Source organism: Pseudomonas sp. 58 R 3, assembly GCF_900006605.1.
GTDB classification, from domain to species: Bacteria; Pseudomonadota; Gammaproteobacteria; order Pseudomonadales; family Pseudomonadaceae; genus Aquipseudomonas; species Aquipseudomonas salomonii.
Window position 1 is genome coordinate 14,073 of sequence record NZ_CVTT01000023.1, and the last position, 26,085, is coordinate 40,157.

Below are 26,085 nucleotides of genomic sequence, written 5' to 3' on the forward strand. Positions count from 1 at the left end.
TATTCTTCGTATGATCCAGGGACAGCGGCAGCCCTGTAGGCAGATGCCGAATCCCATGCAGGAAAATACGCCTGCCATTCTTTGACTGTACATGCGGGATTTGAAAAGTTTTGTATCCCGAGCCGGCCTCCACCGAAAAGGAATTTTGCCCGGCCGAGGCGGTCTTTATCCTGGAGGCTGACCTGAAACAGCTGGCGCGAATAACGCAAAATGCAGGATGCACGATGGCCATTCATGCAAATTGCACGAAACCGAAAATCTGTTAAGTTTTTAAATGCTTGATTTATAACGACTTTTTAAGATATCCAATACTGGCACAATCACTGCACCTATCTCTCCATGCTTGCCAACTTGAGCCAACGGAGCTGATAGACATGAGCCTGATCCAAGATAAATTCGCTTCAGTATTCTCCCAATACGACGTCACCACTCAGCCACGTCCCGACGGCGGTATCCTGCTGACCCTGCGCAACAGCGAAGGCAAACAGGTCAAGCGTTCGATCTCGTATCAACAGCTGCACACCGCTGACCAACTGACCTGGGTGATCAGCGCGATCCGCCGCGACCTGGCCGAACAAGCCAGTGAACTGCCACAGATTTCGATGCTGCAAAGCCAGAACCGCTTTGCCTTGCCGACCTACCACTCGGCATAAACCAGCGATAACCAAAAAGGGCCGCGACGCTGACAGGCGTCGCGGCCCTTTTTTGTGTGGCTTCAGCACAAGCCTTGTCGGCTGGCCTCATTCATCGCCTGTACGCGGTTGGTGACTTCCAGCTTGCCGTAGATATTGCGCAGATGGAATTTCACCGTGGCTTCAGAGGTCGCCCGAATCTGACTGATCTCCCAGACGGTCTTGCCTTCCGAGGCCCAGCGCAAAATTTCCAGCTCGGTCGGGGTGAGGGGCTTGCCGCCCAGGCTCAGACGTCTTCTAACGGTCATCGGCGCGTCCACCGGCGTGCGACACGACTGTTCTGGGCCACTCATTGTGCTCTCTCCTTATGTAGTGGATGCCCTATCACCTTTCGGATTCCTGCTATTGACAGGTGATATAAACATCGAGTCCGCAGAGAGTTACATAACGAATGGATTGAAAGCACAGGGCGCAGCAGAAACAGCTACGCCCTACAGATAATCAGGCTTATTCCCACAACAAATTCCAACTTGCCTGGGTTGAACATTTAGATATCTGTGCTTAGTCGTCCAAGCCCGGGAAACCATCGGCAATAGCATCGCCGGTAAGTTGAGGCTCACAGCCTTTAGCTGTGTTGAACAAACGCAAGGTGACAAAGTGCGGGTTCTCGCCCATGTCGAACCAATGCGGCATGCCGGCCGGAATCACCAGCAGGTCATTTTTCTCACAGCGCACGGCATACACATAGTCGCCCACGTGCACGTTAAACAGGCCCTGGCCTGCGACGAAGAAACGCACTTCGTCTTCGCTGTAGCGGCGCTCATCGAGGAACTGTGCGCGCAGTGCAGCATTCTCTAGAGGGTCACCCGCCGCCCTGAGCACTTGCACAGCGGCGTAGCCAAGGGCATCGATCTGCGGTTGGTACGCGGCGATGATGTCTGCGTCGCTGGCGCCCTTCTCTATCGGCGCCGGCTGCCAGCGCGCAAAGCGCACACCGTGGTCAGCCAGCGTCGAGACGATATCGTCGAAATGGGTCAGGACCTTGTTCGGGGTCTCCGGTGTGGCAGCAGCGTAAACAGCGACATAACTCATTGCTCGGTTCCTGTAGTCGGTTCTTGCAATCGAAGGCCAATGATAATGGCGGCGGCCAGGGCGGCGACGCTGGCGATGCTGAAGGTCAGAGTCGGGCCCAACAGGTTCCAGCTGTAGCCGGCGTAAAGAGCACCCAACGCGCCGCCGGTGCCGGCCAGCGCGGCATACAGCGCCTGGCCCTGGCCTTGTTGTCTGGCGCCGAAGCTGCGTTGCACAAAGGCGATGGCGGCCGCATGAAAGCTGGCGAACGTGGCGGCGTGCAGCACTTGCGCCAGCAGCAATACCCAGAAGATTTCCGCGAATGACCCCAGCAGCAACCAGCGGATAGCCGCCAACACAAAACTGGCCAGCAGCACCCGTCGCACCGAAAAACGCGTGAGGATGCGGCTCATGGCCAGGAACATCAGCACTTCCGCGACCACGCCCAGCGCCCACAGCATGCCGATCACGCCACGGCTGTAACCCAAATGTTCAAGGTGCAGGGTCAGGAAGGTGTAATACGGGCCATGGCTCATTTGCATCAAGGCCACGCACGCATAAAACGCCAGTACGCCGGGGCTGCGCAATTGCTTGAGAAAACCGTCCCCGGCCAGGCGGTTGCCCTGCACGGCAGGCTGCGCGTTCGGCACCCACAGGCTGGCGCCAATAATGCCGGCCATGATCACCACGACCACCACCGGGTAAATGTCCAGGCTCAGCCCGTCGAACAGGCGGCCCATGATCACCACGGTGAGGATAAAACCGATGGAGCCCCACAGGCGGATCTGGCTGTAACGTGCGGTCTGCTTTTGCAGGTGCGCAAGCGTGATCACTTCAAACTGCGGCAACACCGCGTGCCAGAAGAACGCATGCAACGCCATCACCAGGGCCAGCCAGGCGTAGGTTTTGCTGAAGAAGATCAGCGAGAAACTCGCCAGGGTGCACACCGCGCCAAAGCGCACGATGGCCAGGCGTCGGCCAGTGTAGTCGCCGAGCCAGCCCCACAGGTTGGGCGCCACGCAGCGCATCAGCATGGGGATGGCCACCAGCTCGCCGATACGCGCGCTGGAGAACCCCAGGTGGTCGAAGTACAGCGCCAGGAACGGCGCCGTCGCCCCGAGCAGGGCGAAGTAGAAGAGGTAGAAGCTGGAGAGGCGCCAGTATGGGAGGGCTGTCACGGTCAGCCCGTCACAGCTGGCCCAACACCGGCGTACTCACCTGCACATCGGCATTTTGCCCACGGTGGCGCAGCAGGTGGTCCATCAACACGATGGCCATCATTGCCTCGGCAATCGGTGTGGCGCGGATGCCCACGCACGGGTCGTGGCGGCCCTTGGTGATTACGTCCACCGGGTTGCCGTGCACATCGATCGAACGGCCCGGCGTGGTGATGCTCGACGTGGCCTTGAGCGCCAGGTGCGCAACAATCGGCTGGCCGGAGGAAATACCGCCGAGGATGCCGCCCGCGTTGTTGCTGAGGAAACCTTGCGGGGTCATCTCATCGCGATGCTCGGTGCCGCGCTGGGCGACGCAGGCAAAACCGGCGCCGATTTCCACGCCCTTGACCGCATTGATGCTCATCAGCGCGTGGGCCAGCTCGGCGTCGAGGCGGTCGAAGATCGGCTCGCCCAGGCCGGGTTTGACGCCTTCGGCGACCACGGTGATCCTGGCACCCACCGAGTCCTGATCACGGCGCAACTGGTCCATATAGGCTTCCAGTTCCGGCACCTTGTCCGGGTCTGGGCTGAAAAAGGCGTTGTCGTCGACGCTGTCCCAGGTCTTGAACGGGATTTCAATCGGGCCCAACTGGCTCATGTAGCCGCGGATCACGATGCCCTGGGTGGCCAGGTATTTCTTGGCGATGGCACCGGCGGCCACGCGCATGGCGGTTTCGCGCGCCGAGCTGCGGCCACCACCACGGTAGTCGCGCTCACCGTATTTGTGGTGGTAGGTGTAGTCGGCGTGGGCCGGGCGGAACAGGTCCTTGATCGCCGAATAGTCCTTGGACTTCTGGTCAGTGTTGCGAATCAACAGGCCGATGGCGCAGCCGGTGGTGCGGCCTTCAAACACGCCGGAAAGGATCTCGACTTCGTCGGGTTCCTGGCGCTGGGTGGTGTGGCGGCTGGTGCCGGGCTTGCGGCGGTCGAGGTCACGCTGCAGGTCTTCCAGAGACAACTCGAGGCCTGGCGGGCAGCCGTCGACAATGGCGACCAACGCCGGGCCATGGCTTTCGCCCGCGGTGGTGACAGTGAACAGCTTGCCGAAGGTATTGCCGGACATGCAGGGCGCTCCGTGAAATCAGTTGAATCAACTCAACCGTAATAACTTAAGGCGGCCAGTATACGCAGGCTAACCGACTAGTTCATCCTCGAAACCTTACCGGTAGACGTTGGTCCAACCGGCACCTTCCTGATGATGGCGCGATGATGCTGCGAGTTTTGCTTTTGACCCTTACCCTGTTTTCCAGCCTTGGCTTCGCCGCCTCCCCTGTTGTGCTGCAACGGCCGATCAGCCTGGACACCGGCAGCGGCGAGTTGTTTGGTTCGCTGCTGCTGCCCAAATCCGACAAACCCGTGCCCGTGGTGCTGATCATCGCCGGCTCCGGCCCTACCGATCGCAACGGCAACAGCGCCGATGGCGCGCGTAACGACAGCCTCAAGCGCCTGGCCTGGGTGCTGGCGCGCAACAACATCGCCAGTGTGCGCTACGACAAACGCGGCGTGGCCGCGAGCCTGGCCGCCACACCCGACGAACGCAACCTCAGCCTGGATGCCTATGTGGCCGATGCCGTGGCCTGGGGCAAGCTGCTCAAGGCCGACAGCCGCATGGGCCAGTTGATCGTGCTGGGCCATAGCGAAGGTGCGCTGGTGGCCGCCCTGGCCGCGCCGCAACTCGACCCGGCCGGGGTTATTTCGCTGTCCGGCAGTGCCCGGCCAGTGGACCAGGTGATCCGCCAGCAACTGGCTAACCACCTGCCGCCGGCCCTGTTGCTGCGCAGTAATGAAATCCTCGACCACCTCAAGGCCGGCCGGGTGGACGCCGACGTGCCGCGCCCGCTCGAAGGGATCTTCCGCCCCAGCGTGCAGCCTTACCTGATCAGCCTGTTTCGCGCCGACCCATCGGCCGCTTTCGCCAAACTGACGATGCCGGCGTTGATCCTCCAGGGCACCAACGATATCCAGGTGGGTGTGGCGGATGCCCAGCAGTTGCAAGCGGCCAAGCCGGACGCACAGCTGAGCGTGATTCAAGGCATGAACCACGTGATGCGCATCGTGCCCAAGGGTGTGAAGGAACAGCTGGAGTCGTACAACGACCCGAAACTGCCCCTCGCCGCCGAACTGGGCCAACGTATCGTGCGCTTTATCGACGGACTTCAACCCCGTTAAGCGACTATTTGCCTCCAGTCCTGAATAAAACGGCCGATAAGCCCAGAGTCGACAGTAAAAAGACTGTCGACTCGCAGGGCTTGGACAGGATCGCGCCGCATGACTACCACCGAAGCAACACCCGACTCTACTGCCGACAACCCGGCTGAAAAAACCGAGGCTGTCGAGGCCGCAGCACTGCCGTGGGCGGGCGTCCAGGCCGAACACTTCAAGATGCTGCGCCTTGCGCCCCTGGCCACCGATCGCGCCACCGGCGCGCGGCCGCTACGGTTTGTGCAGTTCGGCTATACCGAGCGCCATGACAAGAAGCACAGCCTGTTGCGCATGGTGATCCAGCTGCCGGGCCAGCGTGTGCGCCGCGAGCAGAACCACCTGGATATCTGGGTCGACCACGAAACGCACCGTGTGCACTTCGGCCCGGGCAACAGCCTGGAAATCGAACCGGCCAACCGGGGCCTGGGACGCTTTCTGGTCGCACAGGGCGCCGCGTGGGCAAAAAAGAAGTGGTCACATTACCGCGTTGACGGCGTGAACCTCGCCAACAAGGATGCACTCAACGAAGCCACGCGCCTGCGCCGCGATCATTTCCTGCGCATCCAGGGGTTTGATGTGGCCTACGCCGATGTGCAGCACCTCAAAGGCAACGTGCAACCCGGCAAAGTCAGCGAAGTGCTGGACAGCTGGAACACCGAGAAGGTGCAGTACGTAGAAATCCTCGAGGCGGCGCAGATGCTGCAGCAGGCCGAGCACAACCTGGCCGAGCAGGAAGTGAAGCTGCGCAAGGAAGAGGAAAAGGTCACCAAGTTCAAGCGCGAGGACAGTGGGTTGCGCTTTACCATTACGTGCCTGGTGGCGTTTACGGTGTTTCAGGCGGGGTTGTTGATCTGGATTGCCACACACCGCTAGCCGATAGGAATGCAATCAAAAATGTGGGAGCAACTGTCTTAACCCACCGTCCGTCAGCGCCATTCTGTACCGTCTCGCAGCATGGCATTTAGTCTGATCAGCAGTATCCGCATGCAGGCGATGAGCGCGACTTTCGCGCTCTTGCCTCGCTCCCTTAGAGCCTCGTAGCGCGTTTTAAAGTCTGCTTGAAAGCGGATAACAACCCAACTCGACATGTATAACGCATGCCTGACACGGGTTCTTCCTCCGTATATCTGCCGTTTTCCATTGTGGTTTCCGCTGTCGTCGTTGTAAGGGGCTATGCCCGCTAACGCCGCCACTTCTCTGCGATCCAACTCGCCCAACTCCGGCAAGTAAACCAGCAAACTGGCGGCCGCGACTTTGCCAATCCCCTTCACAGACATGAGTCGTCTGGACTTTTCTGCATCCAAATCAAACATGCTCTGAACGAGGTGTTTTTCCAGGGCTTTGATCTGCGCTTGCAGGTAGCGAATATGATCTTTGGTAGCGCTGACAACGGTTGGCAACTGAGCCTGCTGAAGTCGACGCTTATTGTCGTCGCGCTGCTGAACGAAGTGCTCGCGTAATTGGATCAGTTCGCGCAGAGCTTCGCGCTCAGGAGAAATGACCTTTTCGTGAGAACCATGCAGCACCTCGGCAAAATCAGCCAGAACTGCCGCATCAATCGGGTCGGTCTTGGCATTTTTGCCCATGGCCACCGCGAAGGCTCTGGCCCGACGAGGATTGATTCGGAGCACTTGGAGATTCGCCTGTTGCAGTGCCGCCATGACCTGGCGCTCGTAGCCTCCCGTGGCCTCCAGCAATACCCGGCCAACCTCATAGCAGCTCAATCGTTTGATCAGCTCAACAAAGCCTTCAGATGTGTTTGGAATCTCGAAGCCTTCTTTCTGAGGTTGAACCCAGACAACAAGGTTTGATTTAGAGATATCGATGCCGACCCAGGAAATCATGGCAAAACCCTCTTACACTCAGGAGTGAGAGTGCTCTGGCTCTGCCCACGCTTGTGATTCGAGTGGCGCTCGTCCAACTGTTCGGGCTTATCGGCCAGAGTGGAAAGGTGGATGGCAGCTTTGCTCCCACTCGTGCTTCTAGCACCGCGGACTCACAGCTTGCCATCCACCCCTCTCACCTCAGAGTTTATCCCCAGATCAAGACACAAGCGGGCTTGCTCGCGAAAGCGCAGTGTCAGGCAAAAAATCTGCCACTGATACACCGCCTTCGCGAGCAAGCCCGCTCCCACATTTAGACCCTGCCCGCACAGTTGGATCGGCTTAAACCCGCGCAGCAAACACCGCCTGATGCGCCCGGCACTGCTCAGCCGTCAGCATGAACACACCGTGCCCGCCGCGCTGGAAGTCCAGCCAGGCAAAGTCGACTTCCGGGTACAGCGCTTCGACGTGCACCTGGCTGTTGCCGACTTCAACAATCAGCAAGCCCTTCTCTGTCAGGTGGTCGGCGGCCTCGGCCAGCATGCGCCGCACCAGGTTCAAACCATCGTCGCCGCAGGCCAGGCCCAGTTCCGGCTCGTGCTGGTATTCGTCCGGCATGTCGGCGAAGTCTTCGGCGTCCACATACGGCGGGTTAGACACGATCAAGTCAAAACGCTGGCCCGGCAGGCCATCGAAGCCGTCACCCTGCACGGTGTAGACGCGCTCATCAACACCATGACGCTCAATGTTCTGGTTGGCCACTTCCAACGCTTCGAAGGACAAGTCGCCCAGCACCACTTCAGCGTCCTGGAACTCGTAGGCACAGGCGATGCCGATGCAACCGGAGCCGGTGCACAGGTCGAGAATGCGCGCCGGCGGTTGGGCCAGCCACGGCTCGAAGCGGTTTTCGATCAACTCGCCGATCGGTGAACGCGGGATCAACACGCGCTCGTCAACGATAAACGACATGCCGCAGAACCAGGCTTCCTTCAACAGGTAGGCAGTAGGAACACGCTCGTGGATTCGCTTGTGCAGCAAGCGCTGCACGTGGGCGACTTCCTCTTCTTCCAGGTTGCAGTCCAGGTAGCTGTCGGCAATTTCCCACGGCAGGTGCAAGGCGCCGAGCACCAATTGCCGGGCTTCGTCCCAGGCGTTGTCGGTGCCATGCCCGAAAAACAGGTCTTCCCCATGGAAACGGCTGACAGCCCAACGGATGTGGTCGCGCAACGTGCGCAGGCGAGAGGTAATCACGGGGGCAAGCTCCTGGAAAAAACGACTGGCGATTCTAACAGCCTTCGCCTGTACCGACGATGTACGAAACCCCTTCACCATCCGTCGGATTTCATTCAAATTGCCATCATTGTGCTAAACAAGCCCACCTCTTGACATGGCTGCACGTCAACAACGGCGTACCTTACGATGGTAGCGATTCACAGAACCGCTCAGCCAGTGGACAATGTGACAAAAGCCCCACTCACAGGAGCCCCCAGAATGTCCGTTCCAAAGACGATGTTTCAACTCAGCGGTCGCGGTTACGCAGCAGCCAACCTGAACCATGCGACCCTCGTGATCATCGACGCCCAGAAGGAATACCTCAGCGGCCCACTCGCCCTGTCCGGCATGGACGCGGCGGTCGACAATATCAAGCAGTTGGTCGCGGCGGCACGCAACGCCGGGCGACCGATCGTGCATGTGCGTCACCTTGGCACCGTCGGTGGCCTGTTCGACCCGCAAGGCGAGCGCGGTGAATTCATTCCTGGCCTGGAACCCCAAGGCGATGAAACCATCATCGGCAAACTGCTGCCGAGCGCGTTCCACGGCACGGGCCTGGAGAAACACCTGCAAGACCTCGGCTCCCTGGACTTGATCGTCTGCGGTTTCATGAGCCACTCCAGCGTCAGCACTACCGTGCGCGCCGCCAAGAACCTGGGCTTTCGCTGCACCCTGGTGGAAGACGCCTGCGCCACCCGTGACCTGCCTTACAAAGGTGGGATCCTGAGCGCCGAACACGTGCAGCACACCGAAATGGCCATCATGGCTGACAACTTTGCCACCCTCGCGTTGACCAAAGATCTGATCTGATCGCCCTTGAGATGAGCGGCGCATTTATTGCCCCGCTCATCCGCAAAGCCCTCTCATTTGGCGCATTTACCGCTGCTGTCGGAACAACCTGTGTATCTTCCGGTCGAAGGGCCGATACCCTGGAGGAAAGGTCGGAATGAAGATATCCGATGGTTTTGACGCTCGTCGCTTGCGCCCCAAGGGCCCGAGCAATTGGCGTCTGCGCCTGGTAGCCGGCTTTGCCGCGTTGCTGGCCATTGTAGGTTTGCTGTTGGCCGGCGCTGGTGGCGCCGGCCTGTTTGGTCATTCGCCGGCCCTTGGCGAGTTGAATGCCAGCCCCGGTGGCTCGGCTATCCTGTTGGTGATCGGGCTGCTGGTGCTGTGGTTGGGCGTGTGGTTGTGGCGTCGCAGCCGTCGGAAAATGCGTCAACCGCTGTCACTGAACATCGCTTCGCACCTGATGAAAAAGCACGACTGATGGCGCTTGGATAGCGTTTCCTGCGCCCTGGCCGCCGCGATTTAGGTAAACTGCCCGCCCTTCGCGGAGGCTGACATGCAAGACGACGATTTTTCCCTGTTCAAAAACGAGCTGCGCGGCGTCAAGCCGATCAAGCATGATCGTGCCGACACCGGCAAACCCAAGGCCGACCGGGCGCAGATCGCCAAGCTGCGCCAGGCCGCGACCGTGCGCACCGACGCCACCACCGTGGACGGCCTGTCGGACCAGTTCGTGATCGACGTAGGCCCGGAAGATGAGCTGATGTGGGCCCGCGACGGCGTGCAGGAAAGCCAGATGCGCAAGCTCAAGATCGGCCAGATTCCGTTCGAAGGCAGCCTCGACCTGCACGGCATGAACGTGGAAAAAGCCCGCGAAACCCTCTGGGCCTTCCTGGCCGAAGCAACCAAATTCGAAATCCGCTGCGTGCGCGTCACCCACGGCAAGGCTGTACGCCTGGACGGCAAGCGCCCGATGATCAAGAGCCACGTCAACACCTGGCTGCGCCAGCACGCCCAGGTGCTTGGCTTTACCTCCTGCCAGGCCCGCCACGGCGGCGCCGGTGCGGTGTATGTAATGCTCAAGCGCACCATGATGGAAGGGCGCGACGAGTAACAAGTGCCATCGTCAGGCTTGCAGCGATGTGTCCGCCACCGTAACCTTGCGCTTTGCGAAAATCCCACAGGTAGTTTCATGTCCCTGGAACAGAATTACACCGCGATCCTTGGCCAACTCGGCGAGGACGTTTCCCGCGAGGGCCTGCTCGACACGCCAAAGCGTGCCGCCAAGGCGATGCAGTACCTTTGCCGCGGCTATGAACAGACGCTGGAAGAAGTCACCAACGGTGCCTTGTTCAGCTCGGACAACAGCGAAATGGTGTTGGTCAAGGACATCGAGTTGTACTCGCTGTGCGAGCACCACCTGCTGCCGTTTATCGGCAAGGCGCATGTGGCGTATATCCCGAGCGGCAAAGTGCTGGGCCTGTCGAAGGTCGCGCGGATTGTCGACATGTATGCGCGCCGCCTGCAGATCCAGGAAAACCTCAGCCGCCAGATCGCCGACGCGGTGATGCAGGTGACGGGTGCCCTGGGCGTGGCGGTGGTGATCGAAGCCAAGCACATGTGCATGATGATGCGCGGTGTGGAGAAACAGAATTCGTCGATGATCACCTCGGTGATGCTGGGTGAGTTCCGCGAAAACGCGGCCACCCGCAGCGAATTCCTCAGCCTGATCAAGTAACAGGCTGTGTAAGGAAAAGCCGGCGTTCATCGCCGGTTTTTTTTCGCCTGCGAAATTCAGGTAAGCTGCGGCCCCTTCTTCATGGGCAAGAGGTTTCAGCCATGTTCGTCAAAGCACTTCGAGTGGGTCTCGGCCAAATCATCATCGCGGGCGACTTCCTGACCCGCCCGCGCAAAAAGCAGCGCTCTGCCGAGCAACAGGCACAGGTCAACGCGGCAGCCAAGGAGCTGACGCTGTATCAGTTCCACGCCTGCCCGTTTTGCGTGAAGACTCGCCGCACCCTGCACCGCCTGAATGTGCCGGTGGCGCTCAAGGATGCGAAAAACAACGAACAGGATCGCCAGACCCTGCTGGAGCAAGGCGGCAAGATCAAAGTGCCGTGCCTGCGTATTGAAGAGAATGGCCAGACCACCTGGATGTATGACTCCAAGGTGATCATTGATTATCTGGACAAGCGGTTTGCAGCGGTCTGACGGCCACTAAAGAACCCAAGTGGAAGCTGGCTTGTGTGGGAGCTGGCTTGCCTGCGATGCAGGCACCTCGGTGATTCAGGTAGACCGAGTTGATGCTATCGCAGGCAAGCCAGCTCCCACACATGCCCGCACACAGTTAGTTATGTATTACCAATTCCAGATCCAATAAAGCCGAGCCCAGGCACTTGCCGTGGGCGTCCAGCGCCAGCGAGCGGGTTACGCCGCCACGCAGGATCCCCGGCAGCACGAAGTTCAGCGCCTGCACGTGGGGCAATTCATAACGCCGCGCCGGCGCCGCATCCGGCTCACGCAAGCCGGCAAAAAATTCGGCGACGCGCTCGGGCGTGAGCTGTTCGCACAGCAGCGGATAGTCCTCTGTACGGTAGGCGATGATCGAGATGTTCGAGGTGTCGCCCTTATCGCCGGTACGGGAATGGGCCAGTGTGTGCAGTTTCATGCTTCGATCCTCGGGTTGACCGCGCTACGCGGCAGCAGCAAGGAGGCCACCGCCACCACCTGGCGCACGCTTTTACTCGCCCCGCCGCCGCCCGACGGGCCATTGGTGTAGAGGGTTTCCACTTCATTGCCAACCCGCACCGCTTCGCTGCGCTCCTCACACCGAGCGGCCACGCGCAGGCGCACCTCCCAGGGTTCGACGTTACTGCGGGGGCCGTGCAAGGAGTCCATGCCCATCAGCTCGGCGCGCAGGTCTTGCATCTTCACACCCATGAGTGCCAGGCGCTTGAGTACGATATCCCGCGCCAACTCAGCCCGTGCGACAGCGCCCGGGCCGCCGTAGGACATCTGCCCTTCACCGATCCATCCATCGAGGTAACCCACGCTGACCTTCAATTGTTCAGGCCGCGCCCGGCCATCGGCGCCTTGGGCACTGACGCGATCCACGCCCTCCTCCACAAAGCTCACGTGGGAAAAGTCTGCCGTCACGTCCGGCGTCAAGTAAGCCGCCGGGTCGTGCACTTCGTAGATCATCTGTTCGGTGCACGTCGCACGGCTGACCCGCCCGCCTGTGCCTGCGACCTTGGTGATCACAGCCTCGCCATCGGCATCGATTTCGGCCAACGGGAAACCCAGGCGTGCCAGGTCATCCACATCCTTGAAGCCGGGGTCGGCAAAATAGCCACCGCTGACCTGCCCCGCGCATTCCAGCAAATGCCCGACCAACGTCCCGCGCCCCAGGCGCTGCCAGTCGTCCGCAGCCCAGCCGAATTCAAACATCTGCGGCGCCAAAAACAGCGACGGGTCGGCCACGCGCCCGGTGATCACCACGTCGGCATCGGCGCGCAAGGCGTCAAGGATGCCGTCGACGCCCAGGTAGGCGTTCGCGGATATCAACCGCGCGCCCAAAGAACCGACAGTCTGGCCGTTATCCAGGCGTTGCTCGGGCTGTAAAACATCCAGCACGTCATCGCCCACCACCGCCACGACCTTGAGGTCCTGGCCCAATTCGCTGGCAATGCGCCGCACTTCAACGGCCGCCGCTACCGGGTTGGCCGCGCCCATATTGGTGATCACCCGCAGGCGCCGGCCACCGTTCCCGCCAACAAACGGCAACACCCGGCGCATACGCTCGCTCAGCAGCGGGTCGTAACCCCCTTGTGGATCGCTGATACGCGCCTGTTGCGCCAGGGCAATGGTGCGTTCGGCGAGGCATTCGAACACCAGGTAATCCAGGTCGCCCTGTTCGGCCAGTTCCACGGCAGGCTCGATACGGTCACCGGAATAGCCGGCGCCGGCGCCGATGCGCAAGGTCTTCATTTCAAATCACTCCCAGGAGCAATGCGGTCAGGGTCATCAACACTGACGCGGCAAACAGAAACGGAATGGTGAAGCGCTGGTGATCGGCCAGTTCGATCTTGCACAGGCCCACCAGCAGGAAGGTCGCAGGCGTCAGCGGGCTGACCGGGAAACCGGTGGTGTGCACACCCAGCAATGAGGCCTGGGCCACTTGCAGCGGGTCGACGCCCAGGGCTTTACCGACTTCGGCGATCACCGGCATCACGCCGAAATAGTAGGAATCAGGGTCGAACAGCATGCTCAACGGCATGGAAATAAAGCCCACCACTGCCGGGATCAACTTGCCGTGGCCGGCGGGAATCTGCGCCACCGCCACCTCGGCAATCGCCTTGAGCATGCCGGTGCCTTGCATGATGCCGGTGAACACCCCGGCGGCGAGCAGGATACTGGCCATGGTCAGGGCGGTTTTGGCATGGGCATCGATGCGCGCGCGTTGGGCGTCCACATTCGGGTAGTTGATGCACAGCGCCACCACGGTGCCGAGCATAAACATCACCACCGGGTCGACCCAGCCGGCAATCATCACCACCATCACCAGCACGGTCAGCAACAGGTTGACCCAAAATAGCCGTGGGCGCCGCAGCTTGATGTCATCGTCGCTGAGCACCCGTTGCGGCACCGCCTCCACCGAGGAACCGGCGCCCAGGCCCAGGCGTTTTTCTTCACGACGGCCCAGCCACCAGGCGCAGGCAAACACGAAGACCAGGCCGACGATCTGCACCGGAATCAGCGGCTGAAACAGGTCGGCCACCGGCACATGCAGGGCCGCCGACGAGCGCAGCACCGGGCCGGTCCACGGCAGAAAATTGACCCCGGCAGCCATGGCACAGACACACGCAAGGATGCGCTTGTCGATGCCCAGCCGCGTATACAGCGGCAGCATCGCTGGCACCGTCACCAGAAACGTCACCGCCCCGGAGCCGTCCAGGTGCACCAGCAGCGCGAGGGTCGCGGTGCCGACCACAATCCGCGTAGGACGCGTGCCTACGGTGCGCAGGATGCGATCAATGATGGGATCGAGCATGCCGGCGTCGGTCATGATCCCGAAAAACAGAATCGCGAACACGAACATGCCCACCACCGGGGCGACGTTCTTGATTCCGGTGATGATAAAGGCGCTGGTTTGCAGGCCGAAACCGCCGAGCAATGCGGCAATGATCGGCAAGGCGATCAGCGCCACCAGCGGCGACAGGCGTTTGCTCATGACGGCAGCGAGCAGGCACAGGATGGTAATGACACCCAGGGTAGCGAGCATGGGTTACTCCAGAGCGGCCTTGGTGGCCGGTTATTGTTTTCCCTGGAGTATTGGAAGCGGGTTAGTCTTTGTAAATTGGAATATTCGGCCTGGCACGTTCGGAAAAACAAAATGAAGAACAGCATCCAACACATACAAGCCTTTCTCGCCGTAGCCCGCACCGGCAGTTTCACCAAGGCCGCCAATGAGTTGCACTTGTCGCCCTCAGCCTTGACGGTACAGGTGCAACAACTCGAAGACTGGCTTGGCGTCGCGCTGCTCGATCGCAGCCCGCGCCACGTAAGCATCACCGCCGCAGGCGAAGACGCGCGCGGGCCGATGGAAAAACTGCTGCTGGACCTGGACAACATCGTCACCGGCTCCCGTGACCTCGCCGCCCTGCGCCGTGGTGTGGTCAGCATCGCCGCGCTGCCCTCGGTGTGCGCCGGCGCCCTGCCGCCGGCCTTGCGCCTGTTTCGCGAGCGCTTTGCCGGTATTGAAGTGCGCCTGCATGACCTGGTGGCCCATCGAATTCATGCGCAGGTACGTGAAGGCGTGGTGGATTTTGGCATCGGCGTGCGTGCCCGGCTGAGCCACGGCCTGGAGTTTTTGCCGGTGCTCAATGATCGGTTGTGTGCGTTTGTGCCACTGGGCCATCCCCTCGCCCACCGTCGCCGGCTGACCCTGGAGCAATTGGCGGACCAGCCGATCATCCTCACCGGCCGCGACAGCAGTGTGCGTGAGCAGGTGGACGCATTGTTTGATCAGACACGGCTGACAATGAATGCCGGCATGGAAGCCAACTATATGTCGACGGTGCTGGCGCTGGTGCGCCAGGGGTTGGGCATCAGTGTGCTGCCGGAGTCGGCGGCGGACAGCTTGGCGGGGCTGAAGCGCATCAATATTGACCATCCCGGCGTGAACCGCGAGATCGGCTTGATCAGTCGCAGCGGGATGGGCCTCAGTCCGGCGGCGCAGCGTTGCTTTGAATTATTAAATGATGAACTCTCTGACAAAACATCGAGCTAAAAATGGACACCGTGGGAGCTGGCTTGCCTGCGATGCAGACACCTCGGTTTATCTATGAGCCCGAGTTGATGCTATCGCAGGCAAGCCAGCTCCCACATAAACCAGCTCCCACATTTTGACCGCGTAAACTCAGTCCAGCATCGCTACATGTTTTGGATGACTGGCCACCCGCGCCAGCCACGCCTGCACACCCGGATAAGCGTCCAGCTCAAAACCACCCTCCTGGGCCACATGGGTATAGGCATACAACGCCACATCGGCGATGGAGAATTGATCACCCACCAGATACGGGGTCAATTGCAGTTGGCGCTCCATGACCTTAAGCGCCTTGTAGCCACCTTTGTGCAGCTTCTTGTATTCCTCAAGACGGTCTGCGGGCAAGCCCAGGTAAAACTGGATAAACCGCGCCACCGCAATGTACGGCTCGTGGCTGTACTGCTCGAAAAACTGCCACTGCAACACTTGTGTGCGCAGGCGTGGCTCGGCCGGCAAAAACTCGCTGCCATCGGCCAGGAAGTTGAGAATCGCGTTGGACTCCCACAGGCAGGTGCCGTCTTCAAGTTCCAGCACCGGGATCTTGCCATTCGGGTTCTTGGCCAGGAATTCAGCGGTCTGGGTGTCGCCCTTGAGGATGTCGACATCGATCCACTGGTACGGGATGCCCAGCAGGTTGAGCATCAATTTGACCTTGTAGCAGTTGCCCGACTTGTAATCGCCATAAACCTTGTACATGGGGCTCCCCTTATGCCGCTTGCGCGTGCTGTGCTTGACGGACTACCGCGGCCAGGCGCTTGAGACCTTCGTCCAGGCGGGCCGGGTCGATATGGCTGAAATTGAGGCGCAACGAACCCAGGTGTTGGTCGGGCTCGGAAAAGAACGGTTCACCGGGCATGAACGCCACGTCCTGAGCCAATGCTTGCGCCAACAAGGTGCGGGTGTCGAGGGGTTGTTTCAAGGTCAGCCAGAAGAATAATCCACCTTGGGGCACTTGCCAGTCGGCCAAGTCGCCAAAGTGGCGCTCCAGCGCCGACTGGAATGCATCACGACGCTCGCGGTAAAAACTGCGCAATTGCACCAGATGCTGCTGGTATTGCTCGGTGCCGATCCACTGCATGGCCTGCCACTGGCCAATGCGATTGGTGTGCAGGTCGGCCGATTGCTTGAGCTTGAGCAGGTGCGGGAACAAATCCTCGCTGGCGATCAGGTAACCGACGCGCAACCCCGGCAACAGGGTCTTGGAGACGGTGCCGGTGTAAATCCAGCTGGCTTTTTTCAAGCGCCCGGCGATGGGCTGGGCACTGGCGCCGTCGAATGTCAGCTCGCGGTAGGGCTCGTCTTCGATCAGGGTTACGCCGAACTCATCGAGCAAAGCGGCCACGGCTGCGCGCTTGGCCTCGCTGTAGCGCACCGCCGAAGGGTTCTGGAAGGTCGGGATGAGGTAGATGAACGCCGGGCGATGGCGTTCCAGGCTGGCGCGCAGGGCGGCCAGGTTCGGGCCGTCGGCCTCCAGTTGCACGGTGAGGCAATCGGCGCCGAACAGTTGGAAAATCTGCAAGGCGGCCAGGTAGGTCGGGCCTTCCAGCATGACTTGAGTGCCCTTGTCGATGTACAGCTTGGCTGCCAGGTCGAGGGTTTGCTGGGAGCCGCTGACCACCAGTACCTGGCTGGCCTGGCATGGCACGCCCAGGGCGCGGGCCTCGGCGGCGAGCAGTTCACGCAGTTGCGGCTCGCCTTCGCTCATGCCGTATTGGCCGATGTTCAGTGGCAGGTCATCCCAATTCAGGGCCGGCAACATGGCTTCGGCCGGCAGGCCACCGGCGAACGACATCACGTTCGGGCGCTGAGCTGCCGCGAGGATTTCACGGATCAAGGAGCTTTTGAGGCGCGTAACACGTTCAGAGAAGGCCATAGGGTCACCGGTAGCGAAGTCGGGGGCAAATACGTCAAACTGGTTGACCGAAATTACGATGACTTACATGGATACGTCAATATGCTTGACCTTAAAAACCAGGGCAGCCAGCAACAAGCCATGGAAGCCTTCTTCTTCGGCTACCAGGCGTTTACCGCCAAGGCCGACGAAATGCTCGAGCGCCGAGGCCTGAGCCGTGTGCATCAGCGCATCGTGTTTTTCATCGCGCGTTACCCGGCCTTGAGCGTGAAGGAGCTGCTGGAATTGCTTGGGGTGAGCAAGCAGGCGCTGAACATGCCGCTGCGCCAATTGCAGGAAATGCACTTGGTCGACAGCGTTGCGTCTGAGGCCGACAAGCGCAAGCGCCTGCTGGAACTGACTGAAGAAGGCCAACGTTTTGAGCAGTCATTGCGGCGCGAGCAGGTGAAGCTGTTGCAGCGCGCGTTCAGTGAAGCAGGTGAAGCGGCCGTGGCGGGATGGCTAGCCGTGAATCAAGCCCTCGCCGGCCAATGATTGTTCCCACGCTCTGCGTGGTAACACCGCCTAGGACGCTCCGCGTCCCGCCGCCTGACGCGGAGCGTCAGCAGATGCATTCCCACGCAGAGCGTGGGAACGATCAAGAGAAACGGCCCCGCATCCGCCTTTCATCCCCTTCCGCCGACAAAATCGAAAACATTATTTGCTTTATTTGTATACAAAAGCATAATTCGCTTCGTGCGAGTTCCTGACCTATTGGTCAACAAAACCCGCCAGTACCTCAAAGCGCTGCTGCCCACCTCTGTGACCGGCGCTGGAAATAACAATAAAACTCTTGAGGAGTACTTGCTGTGGATAGCCAAAAAACCGAAGCCCCTACGCTGGACCTCGCCCCACCGCAAGGCGGCTGGCTGGAACGCCTGTTCAAACTGCGCTTGCATGGCACCACAGTGAGAACCGAACTGATTGCCGGCCTCACCACCTTCATCACCATGGCCTACATCATCTTCGTCAACCCCAACATCATGGCCGACGCCGGTATCGATCACGGTGCGGCGTTCGTCGCCACCTGCATCGCCGCCGCGCTGGGCTGCCTGTTGATGGGGCTGTACGCCAACTGGCCGGTGGGATTGGCGCCGGGCATGGGCCTGAATGCGTTTTTCACCTACACCGTGGTCGGCACCATGGGCTACCACTGGGAAACCGCGCTGGGCGCAGTGTTTATTTCCGGCGTGCTGTTCATGGGCCTGACGCTGTCACGCGTGCGTGAATGGCTGCTCAACAGCATCCCCGTGAGCCTGCGCCATGCCATGGGCGCAGGCGTCGGCTTGTTCCTCGGCGTGATCGGCCTGAAGACCGCCGGCATCATCGTCGACAGCCCGGCCACCTTGATCAAGCTCGGTTCATTGCACGAACCTGCACCCTTACTGGCGGCCGTGTGCTTCCTGTTGATCGCGATCCTCAGCTACCACCGTGTGTTCGGCGCGATCCTGATCAGCATCATCGCCGTGACGCTCGCCGGTTGGGGCCTGGGCCTGGTGCACTACAACGGCATTCTCTCCACCCCACCGAGCCTGGCGCCGACCTGGATGGCCATGGACATAAAGGGTGTATTCAATGTCAGCATGATCAGCGTGGTATTCGCCTTTCTTTTTGTACACATGTTTGACACTGCAGGTACACTGATGGGCGTCGCGCAACGGGCCGGGCTGGTCAATGCCGATGGCAAGATCGATAACCTGTCCCGCGCGCTGAAGGCCGACAGTGCCTCCAGCGTATTTGGCGCCATGGTCGGTGTGCCGCCGGTGACCAGCTATGTGGAAAGTGCTGCGGGTGTGGCCGCAGGGGGGCGCACCGGGCTGACGGCGGTGACCGTGGGCATACTGTTTGTGGCGGCGATGTTTTTTGCGCCGCTGGCGGGGATGATTCCGGCGTATGCCACCGCCGGCGCGCTGATTTACGTGGCGATGCTGATGATGGCGAGCATGGCGCATATCAATTGGGATGAGGCCACCGACAGCATTCCGGCGATTGTTACCGCGATCATGATGCCGCTGACGTTTTCGGTTGCCGACGGCATCGCCCTGGGCTTTATCACTTACGTGGCGCTCAAGGCCGGCACCGGCAAGTACCGTGAGATTTCTGTCAGCCTGTGGGTGCTGTGCGCGATCTTTATCGCCAAGTTCGTCTTCCTGTAGTACGGGAACGGCTGAAAACCGCCTCACCTTCGGGTGGGGCTTTTTGCATATATAAGGGAGGGATGTAGATGAACCTGGATACCTGGCTGTTGTTCAGTGGTGCGGCACTGGTGGTGATCCTGATCCCCGGGCCGCTGTCGCTGTTAATGATCAGCAATAGCCTCAACTACGGCCTGCGCCGCTCGTACCCGGCGTTTCTGGGCGGCGTGTTTGCGTCGATCTGCCTGCTGAGCGCCTCGGCATTGGGCCTGGGTGCGTTATTGCTGGCCTCCGAGCAGTTGTTCAGCGCCTTGAAAATCGTCGGCGCGCTGTACCTGTTTTACCTTGCCTGGCAGAGCTGGCAGCAATCACGGCAACCTGCCCGCGGCGCCGACGTGCCGCAGACACCGCCAGTGCCGCGCTTTCGCGCGTTGTTCGGCCGCGCTTTTGTGCTGGGCGCCAGCAACCCCAAGGACATCCTGTTTTTTGCGGCCTTCCTGCCGCAATTTCTCAGCAGCCAGCAGCCCTTCCTGCCGCAACTGCTGATCATGATTGCCACCTGGACGGTGCTCGACTTGCTCTGCAAGCTGGCTTACGGCCTGGGCGCCCACGGTGCGGCGCGCTACCTGCGCAGTGGCGCGGGCCAGAGCTGGTTCAACCGCGTCAGTGCCGCACTGTTTGGCGGCGCAGCCACGGCAGCGCTACTCAAGGGCTGAACGGCGCGACTTTGGCAAAATACACGCTGGCGGGGCCTGCATAACGAACTCGCCACTGAATACCGGCAACGAGCCGGACCATACGGTTTTCTGCCATGGCTTGCTCAATGGCAGCAAACTCCGCCGAGTAGGGCGATTGCGAACGGATACGCTCGCGAAACCAGGCATCGGAGAGCTGCGGAGCCACCCTGGAGTTCAGGCTGACGTTGCGACTTTCGATCCAATTATTGAGCACAAAATAAACCGAGTTCGAATGCGCATGGGTGCAGTAAAAGTCACTCATACTGGTCCCGCCATGCCGCCGCGGGATTCCCCTGACCGTAAATCCATAGTGCTCCAGCATGTGCCTGACGGCCGTTTGAACCGCTTCCGAACGAAGTGCACCGTTGCCGCGGCTTCGCCTGAGCAACGTGGGGTCGAGGGCAAAGGGCGGAGTGAAATCCAGCCGCATGCCCCCCGGCGCGCCCCCATCTACCCCGATGTTAATGATGTTGGCGCCCGGCTCATCGGCAGGCCTTAGCATGCTCAGCAGATCGGGCATGCGGTTCGAGGTTTGCGGTTCCAGCCATCGGTCGAGCGTCGCCCGGATATTGAGTAAATGCGTGGCCGTCACCGTGGGTCCGGTGTCGGCCAATTCAGTCAGCCGGTCGGCAACAAACCGCCTGCTGCCCCGGGTCATCGCAGGAAAAATCCGCCCAATCGTGACGTCCAGGCGCTCGGTGAACAGCGGTTGATGGGGCGTCCACAGCCCATTGGCCCCCAGGGTCGCCGGTATCGGCTGCTCGGCAACCGCCACGCCCAGCCAGCGCTCCAGATCCACGGCTGCCCGAACGGAAATATCCTGGTTGCGCATAATAAAGACAATGCTCGAAGACGATGCATTAGTACCCTGGGGCAATAACCGATAGTAATCGGGCCCTAATCGCAAGAGGTCAAAGGCGGCAACACCCGCCGTCGCCGGCACCCGGTATATATGACGGCCCACGGGCGGCACTTCGGTCAGAGGGTCAGCACGCCGAAAGCCCCACGCCTGCCAGGCACTGTTGGCCACGGGCGAGGCGCGCAAAGCCGCTTCCGTGCGCGTGCGCGTGCGCGATGGCGGTGACCAATCCGTTACACCTCGGGTGGGCGCCCATGGTTGCCACACCTCTGAACTCGGCCCGGCCACCGGCGCATCGGCGCCTAACAGCCATTCATGGGGCTGTTCGATGTGCAGGATCAGTTCATCTTGCCCTTCTCCCTGGTTACTTTTCAGGCGCAGCCCCCGCTCGTTATCGCGTCGGTAGACCGGGTAAACCTCGTTACCCTCGCGAATAAACTGCTGGCCATCTTTTACATACCGCCCTTTACCTCCCGGCCCCGCCAATTCAACGGCCCCCTCCAAACCACCCTGGGACTGGAAGTGCTCCAGCAAATGACGGGGTTTGAGCGGTACCGGTTTGAGGCCCGCGCGTGTTCCCCGCATGATCCCCTGATGGTGATGCAAACGCCCCAAAGCGACACGCGAAACGCGCGCGCCCTTCGTGGAAGGACCAAAAGATGTCATCACGTCGAAGAACGCAAGTAGCGTCAAGAACGCCACATCCACAGCGTCGTGGGCAGCCCCGCTGAAATGAAAGCGCCGCGCGGCAAGCAGCATTTCATAAAGGCTGACGCCAACGCCCAACACTGGAACAAAGCCCAGCAGACCGCGAATCGTCGCGTCGTGCTGCTCGCCCAAACGTTGCTCACGGTAGTGCTCCAGCGCCCGGGAAGACTGGGATTGGGCCTGGGCACGACGTTGCAGATCGAACACCTGCGCGTGGGCCAGCAACGCCAATGCATTGCCATAGGTGGTAGGCGCAGCCGCCAACCAATGTCCAGGCTGCGACTCAATCCGCTCTTTTATCAACGCTTCGACGCTTGCCTGGTCCACTGCCGGCGTCTTTGCCGGGGCCAAAAACAACTCCACAACCATGGCAATCAAACGATAGAGGCCGGGTTGTCCTGGCTCAAGCGAGTGAGGCCGGCGAGGTTGCACCTGCAAGTCTTCACCGGGGTAGCCGGCAAGCGCCTGCGCCTCCCAGCCGGGCGCCACCTGGCGCGCCAACGCCTGCTGGTTTTCGGCAAGTGCGCCGACGCGATTCATTGCCTTCTGCGCCTCGTCCAAACTGGCATACGCGACAATCACCCGACTGGCCGCAGCCATGGGCCAATACACCACGCAGAGCTTGGATAACCTGTCATGAATGAACAACAGGCCAGTGATGTGCCGATCATGTTCGGGGCTGGCGTCCATCAGGCGCAGCACCGCCAACTGGATGTCGAACGCGTCTGTTTTCAGGTCACTTGCCGACTCGGCTGCCAACGCCTGGGTAAACAGACGCTGGGCTGTCTCACTCAAGCCCTGCTGCACCGCAGAGTACAGCTGCATCTGGGCACGCTGTCGCAAAGCCCTATAGACCAGGGCCTGGGACAGACCTGAAGACTTGGCTTGAGTCGCCGCCGGAGGATAAAAAGTCCCGAGGATCAGCTTGTCGTACTCGCCACCCATGTCGAGCGAAGACAGGGTGTCGATCAGGTAACGCACACTCAAGCGTTCTTTCCAGGCCGGGTCCAGCCAGCGTGCACGATTCAACCGCCAGCGGGTCCAGGGCGCCTTGGGGTCGAGATTATGCAACGCCAATTGCAGCAGACTGAACGTGGTTCGCTGCGGGCTGACGGTCTTTTTGGTATCACGATCGCCCACTGCGCACTGACTCGACCAGCCGCACAATTGGGAACTGACATCATCGGGCAAATCCACCAGCGGTTTGTCGATATCCAGCTCAGGGTAAAAACCGTCCTGCGTCAACCGCGCCACCAGGGTTTTACGGGCGAATGACTCCAGGCTCGGCAAATCCCGCCAGAGTTTGCTCTCCACCGCAAAGGCATTGATCACATAGCGGCGTGACAACCGTTCGTAGTGTTTTCGCGTGCCGGCTGATGCAATGCCCAACCACGACGGGAGTTTTTGCGCTTGAGTGGCTGCTACCTGCAACAGGTTGATATTCACCAACGCCAGTGTGCGCGCATCATTGGCGGGCACTTGCAGGCACTCGAACAATTCCTGAGCCAGCACCATACGGCTCAACTGCGGATCGCTGATTTCACTGAACAACCTGACACCCTTGCCAATAAGCGTGTCCAACGCGGCGTGATGTCGCATCAGTTTGATGAACAGGTCTTTGAGTGCGGTGCGCTTGATGGCCTCGTAGCTCACCCCCACAGAGGCATTCTTGGGCAACCCATTGATCGTGGCCCGCGCCGCCTCGCGCTGATCACGTCCAATGCAGCGCCACAACACCGATCCGTCGCGGCTTTTCAGGCTGGCTTGAAGGCCCTTGGCAAACGCGTTCAAGTTATCAAAGGGCACCAGCCCGCCATACAGGCCCGTTACGCATAACAACACTGAGTGTGGGCCATTGGGCTGGGCCAAGGCTTCATGGGTGGTCACGAGCAACGCGCCCAGCAACGTGTACAACGGAGCGGGCGCGCTGCCGACGGTTACCTGCAACGCACAGGTATCAGCCGCACTGTCGCCGGGCACCCAGGAATCACTCAATACGGCGTTCAATCGCTCTACGTGCACAGAGGGCAACAGGTTCAACTGCTGCTGCATCCGGGCTTCCAGAAGCAACGCCCGGCGCAGGGCAGTGCCCACCAATGAACCGCGATTAGACGTGCCCAAAGGCTGCTCAAGCCAGAACGCCTTTTGAAACATCCGCTCGTGTGGGCCATGGGCTAATTGAGTCACTGTGCTCACGTGTTTCTGCCATTGCCGCTCAAGGCTCAAAAAGTTTTCATAGGGCGCACTGCTTTGGCTCACATCCGTGTGATCGAGCAGGGCCATCAGGCCTTTTTCGTAACGATTGAGCTGCGCTTCACGGGTCTTGAAGGCGAGATCCGGCGTCAGGCTCGCACACACAATCTCACCGAGGCGGCGCCGGCAATCCCACTCCAGCAAGGTGTCCAGGCTGTTTCCCAACAGGATGCTGCGCGCCAGCCGGCGACGGCCTTTTTCGATAAATTTAAGCAAGCGTTGCACATCCGTAGCGCCGGGCTGCCCTGCACCTTGAACCCCCACAGCAGCAGGATTGATTGACAAGGCACAGGCCACCTCGTTATCCCACTGCGCCTCCAGCAGCTCGGTTGCACTGGCGAGCAGCGCGTCTTCCTGGTGCGCACCGATAAGCTGAAAGGCAAATGCCTGCGGCTTGACGCTTGGCGCGTCACACAGTTCATGCCAACGGCGCAGTGGCAAACACTGCCAAAGCACCTGACTCAAAGGACCGTTGACCAGTGCTGGCAGATCACATTGCAGGCGGTACCAGGAACTGAACTCGTAAAACTCGCGAATCAGACCCGGCAGGTAAATGACATGGAGCGTGTCCCCTGCGACGTCATCACGATAAATATGCAAAGCGCCCGGCACCGGGACCAGGGCGCGATTTGTGCCAGGCCATGCCACCCTGCTCACTTGAATACTCGCCCACTCGCCTGCGGCCTGACGGCGCGCATCGGCGCCAGGGATTTCCATGAGGGCGCGGACCAGCGCAAAGCCGCGGTCCGTCAGTTGATAAACGCGATGGGCCAGCAGTGCATTCTCGGCGAACAACGACTTTCGCAACCGGACCCAATGTTGTTTGCGTGTCAGCCACGATCCATAGGCCAGTTGCTGCCAATATGCTCGTCCAGCCCTCTCGATCTGCCCGAGCAACGCCAAGCCTTTCACACGTGCCAGCGCATCCCAGGCGGTAAACGGCACCGAGCGTGCGGGTTCACCCTTGATACTCAAGGACGTGAACTGGCTAATGTCGAGCGGCACATCGGGTTGAATCAGCAGCCCCAAGGCTTTTTCGGTCAGGTTATTGACCTTCAGGTGAAGGGGCGCCGGCCGGGATTCGGTGAACAGCAGCGTGTCGGGGTCAAGCGCAAAGGCTTTGCGCAATGCGCCACGAATAATGCCCAGCACTCTCGGCGCCCGCCCCATCAAGGTTCTCAGGGATTTTGCCGACGCTCTGGCACTGAGTTGTGCTTCGTGCAGGCGATTGATTTCATGACTGGGCTGCGAGACCTCGTTAAGCCGTCGGGTCACAAGCGTGCGAATCGCCGCATCACGCTCCGCGTCCAGGGTTTGCGGGTCATCAAAATCAAGCGCTTGGGCCGCAGCGAACTCAGCGGCCAACCAGGCGGTGGTGTCGGTAATCATGGCAGACTCTTCCGTACAGAAAAGCCGAGCCTAGGCACCTCGGCCGCCCCAAGTGCGTTACATAGTTGGGCGGCCCGTAAGCCATCGGGAATAAAAAAGCCCGCAGTGTGGGCGGGCAAAAAACCAACGAAGAGCTTTGGGGGTGTGAAGCGAGGTGACGACTCAGCTACCGCGATAGGTGGAGTAGCTGTAAGGCGAAATCAGTAAAGGCACATGGTAGTGGTCCTGTTCGGCGCTGATGCCGAAACGCAGCACCACCACGTCGAGGAAGGCCGGCTCCGGCAATTGCACGCCACGGGCGCGGTAGTAGTCGCCGGCGCTGAATTGCAGTTGGTACACACCGCTGCGGTAGTCGTCGCCTTGCAGCAGCGGCGCATCGCAGCGGCCGTCGCTGTTGGTGGTTGCGGTGGCCACCCGTTCCAGCTGCGCGCCGTTAACGCGATACAGCTCGACCTGAATATGGCTGCCGGGGCAGCCGTGTGCGGCGTCCAAAACGTGTGTGGTCAAACGTCCCATGGCGTCTACGCGCCTCCTTAAGTCAGTAGAAGATAAACCTGCACTTTTTCAGGGCATCAAAAAAGCTGGCGATGGCTGATTAAGACACTTTTTAAAAAAATTGTACACAATAAAAATCACAAAGTTTTGGATCACCCTGTCGGCGTTGCTCGACGGAGCAATTGGCAAGTAAACCTTGCTTTTAAACGACCTTTTGTCCATTAGCTGACCAACCAGGCAAGTTTCTTGCTACACCCTTTTAACCGAGTACTGCAGAAAAAATGCAGAAA

The 26,085-nt window shown here is 60.3% G+C and carries 25 protein-coding genes; 12 read left to right on the top strand and 13 right to left on the bottom strand.

The window, feature by feature from the left end:
- Positions 1–374 precede the first annotated feature (374 nt).
- On the top strand, positions 375–653 hold the full coding sequence (locus tag BFP92_RS02175) for a DUF3509 domain-containing protein (RefSeq protein WP_016970113.1): 279 nt from the start codon (positions 375–377) through the stop codon (positions 651–653).
- Between the two features lie 62 nt (positions 654–715).
- Here the strand turns inward: BFP92_RS02175 and BFP92_RS02180 are convergent, their stop codons facing one another.
- From BFP92_RS02180 to aroC, 4 genes are all read right to left on the bottom strand, one after another.
- Positions 716–985, bottom strand: coding sequence for a response regulator transcription factor (locus tag BFP92_RS02180; RefSeq protein WP_017137824.1), 270 nt, complete (start codon positions 983–985; stop codon positions 716–718).
- Between the two features lie 208 nt (positions 986–1,193).
- Complete coding sequence (locus BFP92_RS02185) at positions 1,194–1,724, bottom strand: acireductone dioxygenase (RefSeq protein ID WP_065911456.1); 531 nt, start codon at positions 1,722–1,724, stop codon at positions 1,194–1,196.
- Positions 1,721–2,881 (bottom strand): MFS transporter, encoded by a 1,161-nt coding sequence (locus tag BFP92_RS02190; RefSeq protein WP_056861124.1) that lies wholly within the window; start codon positions 2,879–2,881, stop codon positions 1,721–1,723. The genes BFP92_RS02185 and BFP92_RS02190 overlap by 4 nt, the downstream gene beginning before the upstream one ends.
- 10 nt (positions 2,882–2,891) lie before the next feature.
- A complete protein-coding gene (aroC, locus tag BFP92_RS02195; protein WP_056861123.1) occupies positions 2,892–3,983 on the bottom strand; it encodes a chorismate synthase in 1,092 nt (363 codons plus the stop codon).
- A 143-nt stretch (positions 3,984–4,126) separates the two neighbouring features.
- On the opposite strand from aroC, the gene BFP92_RS02200 reads away from it, so the two are divergent.
- A complete protein-coding gene (locus tag BFP92_RS02200) occupies positions 4,127–5,089 on the top strand; it encodes an alpha/beta hydrolase (protein ID WP_065911458.1) in 963 nt (320 codons plus the stop codon).
- Positions 5,090–5,188: 99 nt separating this feature from the next.
- Positions 5,189–5,995 (top strand): hypothetical protein, encoded by an 807-nt coding sequence (locus tag BFP92_RS02205; RefSeq protein ID WP_065911460.1) that lies wholly within the window; start codon positions 5,189–5,191, stop codon positions 5,993–5,995.
- A 53-nt stretch (positions 5,996–6,048) separates the two neighbouring features.
- Here BFP92_RS02205 and BFP92_RS02210 read toward each other — a convergent pair whose 3' ends face one another.
- Both BFP92_RS02210 and prmB read right to left on the bottom strand, forming a co-directional pair.
- Positions 6,049–6,966 (bottom strand): IS110 family RNA-guided transposase, encoded by a 918-nt coding sequence (locus tag BFP92_RS02210; protein WP_056857630.1) that lies wholly within the window; start codon positions 6,964–6,966, stop codon positions 6,049–6,051.
- Between the two features lie 321 nt (positions 6,967–7,287).
- Complete coding sequence (gene prmB / locus BFP92_RS02220; protein ID WP_058420625.1) at positions 7,288–8,196, bottom strand: 50S ribosomal protein L3 N(5)-glutamine methyltransferase; 909 nt, start codon at positions 8,194–8,196, stop codon at positions 7,288–7,290.
- Between the two features lie 240 nt (positions 8,197–8,436).
- On the opposite strand from prmB, the gene BFP92_RS02225 reads away from it, so the two are divergent.
- From BFP92_RS02225 to BFP92_RS02245, 5 genes are all read left to right on the top strand, one after another.
- On the top strand, positions 8,437–9,027 hold the full coding sequence (locus tag BFP92_RS02225) for a cysteine hydrolase family protein (RefSeq protein WP_058420624.1): 591 nt from the start codon (positions 8,437–8,439) through the stop codon (positions 9,025–9,027).
- Between the two features lie 136 nt (positions 9,028–9,163).
- Entirely contained in the window at positions 9,164–9,484 is a 321-nt protein-coding gene (locus BFP92_RS02230) for a hypothetical protein (RefSeq protein ID WP_056861118.1), read from the top strand.
- Positions 9,485–9,559: 75 nt separating this feature from the next.
- Positions 9,560–10,117 (top strand): Smr/MutS family protein, encoded by a 558-nt coding sequence (locus BFP92_RS02235; RefSeq protein WP_017137833.1) that lies wholly within the window; start codon positions 9,560–9,562, stop codon positions 10,115–10,117.
- A gap of 78 nt (positions 10,118–10,195) precedes the next feature.
- Entirely contained in the window at positions 10,196–10,741 is a 546-nt protein-coding gene (gene folE, locus BFP92_RS02240) for a GTP cyclohydrolase I FolE (RefSeq protein ID WP_003442011.1), read from the top strand.
- Positions 10,742–10,842: 101 nt separating this feature from the next.
- On the top strand, positions 10,843–11,214 hold the full coding sequence (locus BFP92_RS02245; RefSeq protein WP_017137834.1) for a glutathione S-transferase N-terminal domain-containing protein: 372 nt from the start codon (positions 10,843–10,845) through the stop codon (positions 11,212–11,214).
- A 136-nt stretch (positions 11,215–11,350) separates the two neighbouring features.
- On the opposite strand, the gene BFP92_RS02250 is transcribed toward BFP92_RS02245, so the two are convergent.
- The 3 genes from BFP92_RS02250 to BFP92_RS02260 are packed head-to-tail and all read right to left on the bottom strand — an operon-like array spanning position 11,351 to position 14,284.
- Positions 11,351–11,671: an AtuA-related protein gene (locus tag BFP92_RS02250; protein WP_065911464.1), complete on the bottom strand. Its 321-nt coding sequence runs from the start codon at positions 11,669–11,671 to the stop codon at positions 11,351–11,353.
- A complete protein-coding gene (locus tag BFP92_RS02255; RefSeq protein WP_065911466.1) occupies positions 11,668–12,990 on the bottom strand; it encodes an acyclic terpene utilization AtuA family protein in 1,323 nt (440 codons plus the stop codon). The genes BFP92_RS02250 and BFP92_RS02255 overlap by 4 nt, the downstream gene beginning before the upstream one ends.
- 1 nt (position 12,991) lies before the next feature.
- Positions 12,992–14,284 carry a CitMHS family transporter gene (locus tag BFP92_RS02260; RefSeq protein ID WP_065911468.1) on the bottom strand — a complete coding sequence of 431 codons (1,293 nt, stop codon included), beginning with the start codon at positions 14,282–14,284 and terminating at the stop codon, positions 12,992–12,994.
- Between the two features lie 111 nt (positions 14,285–14,395).
- Here BFP92_RS02260 and BFP92_RS02265 point away from each other — a divergent pair, with 111 nt between their 5' ends.
- Positions 14,396–15,292, top strand: a complete 897-nt coding sequence (locus BFP92_RS02265) for a LysR family transcriptional regulator (RefSeq protein WP_065911470.1) — start codon at positions 14,396–14,398, stop codon at positions 15,290–15,292.
- Positions 15,293–15,421: 129 nt separating this feature from the next.
- Here BFP92_RS02265 and BFP92_RS02270 read toward each other — a convergent pair whose 3' ends face one another.
- Both BFP92_RS02270 and BFP92_RS02275 read right to left on the bottom strand, forming a co-directional pair.
- Entirely contained in the window at positions 15,422–16,024 is a 603-nt protein-coding gene (locus tag BFP92_RS02270; RefSeq protein ID WP_056861112.1) for a glutathione S-transferase family protein, read from the bottom strand.
- A 10-nt stretch (positions 16,025–16,034) separates the two neighbouring features.
- Positions 16,035–17,201 (bottom strand): aminotransferase-like domain-containing protein, encoded by a 1,167-nt coding sequence (locus BFP92_RS02275; RefSeq protein WP_065911472.1) that lies wholly within the window; start codon positions 17,199–17,201, stop codon positions 16,035–16,037.
- A gap of 81 nt (positions 17,202–17,282) precedes the next feature.
- Between BFP92_RS02275 and BFP92_RS02280 the strand changes: the two genes are divergently transcribed.
- The 3 genes from BFP92_RS02280 (at position 17,283) to BFP92_RS02290 (ending at position 20,070) form a co-directional block, all read left to right on the top strand.
- Positions 17,283–17,714, top strand: a complete 432-nt coding sequence (locus BFP92_RS02280; RefSeq protein ID WP_065911474.1) for a MarR family winged helix-turn-helix transcriptional regulator — start codon at positions 17,283–17,285, stop codon at positions 17,712–17,714.
- A 314-nt stretch (positions 17,715–18,028) separates the two neighbouring features.
- Positions 18,029–19,375 (top strand): NCS2 family permease, encoded by a 1,347-nt coding sequence (locus BFP92_RS02285; RefSeq protein ID WP_065911476.1) that lies wholly within the window; start codon positions 18,029–18,031, stop codon positions 19,373–19,375.
- 68 nt (positions 19,376–19,443) lie between these two features.
- Positions 19,444–20,070 carry a LysE family translocator gene (locus BFP92_RS02290; protein WP_065911478.1) on the top strand — a complete coding sequence of 209 codons (627 nt, stop codon included), beginning with the start codon at positions 19,444–19,446 and terminating at the stop codon, positions 20,068–20,070.
- Here BFP92_RS02290 and BFP92_RS02295 read toward each other — a convergent pair.
- Both BFP92_RS02295 and uraH read right to left on the bottom strand, forming a co-directional pair.
- The gene (locus BFP92_RS02295; protein WP_083221684.1) at positions 20,060–25,300 is read right to left on the bottom strand and encodes a dermonecrotic toxin domain-containing protein; all 5,241 of its coding nucleotides are present in this window, start codon (positions 25,298–25,300) and stop codon (positions 20,060–20,062) included. The genes BFP92_RS02290 and BFP92_RS02295 overlap by 11 nt on opposite strands.
- 162 nt (positions 25,301–25,462) lie before the next feature.
- A complete protein-coding gene (gene uraH / locus BFP92_RS02300) occupies positions 25,463–25,816 on the bottom strand; it encodes a hydroxyisourate hydrolase (protein ID WP_065911480.1) in 354 nt (117 codons plus the stop codon).
- Positions 25,817–26,085 lie beyond the last annotated feature (269 nt).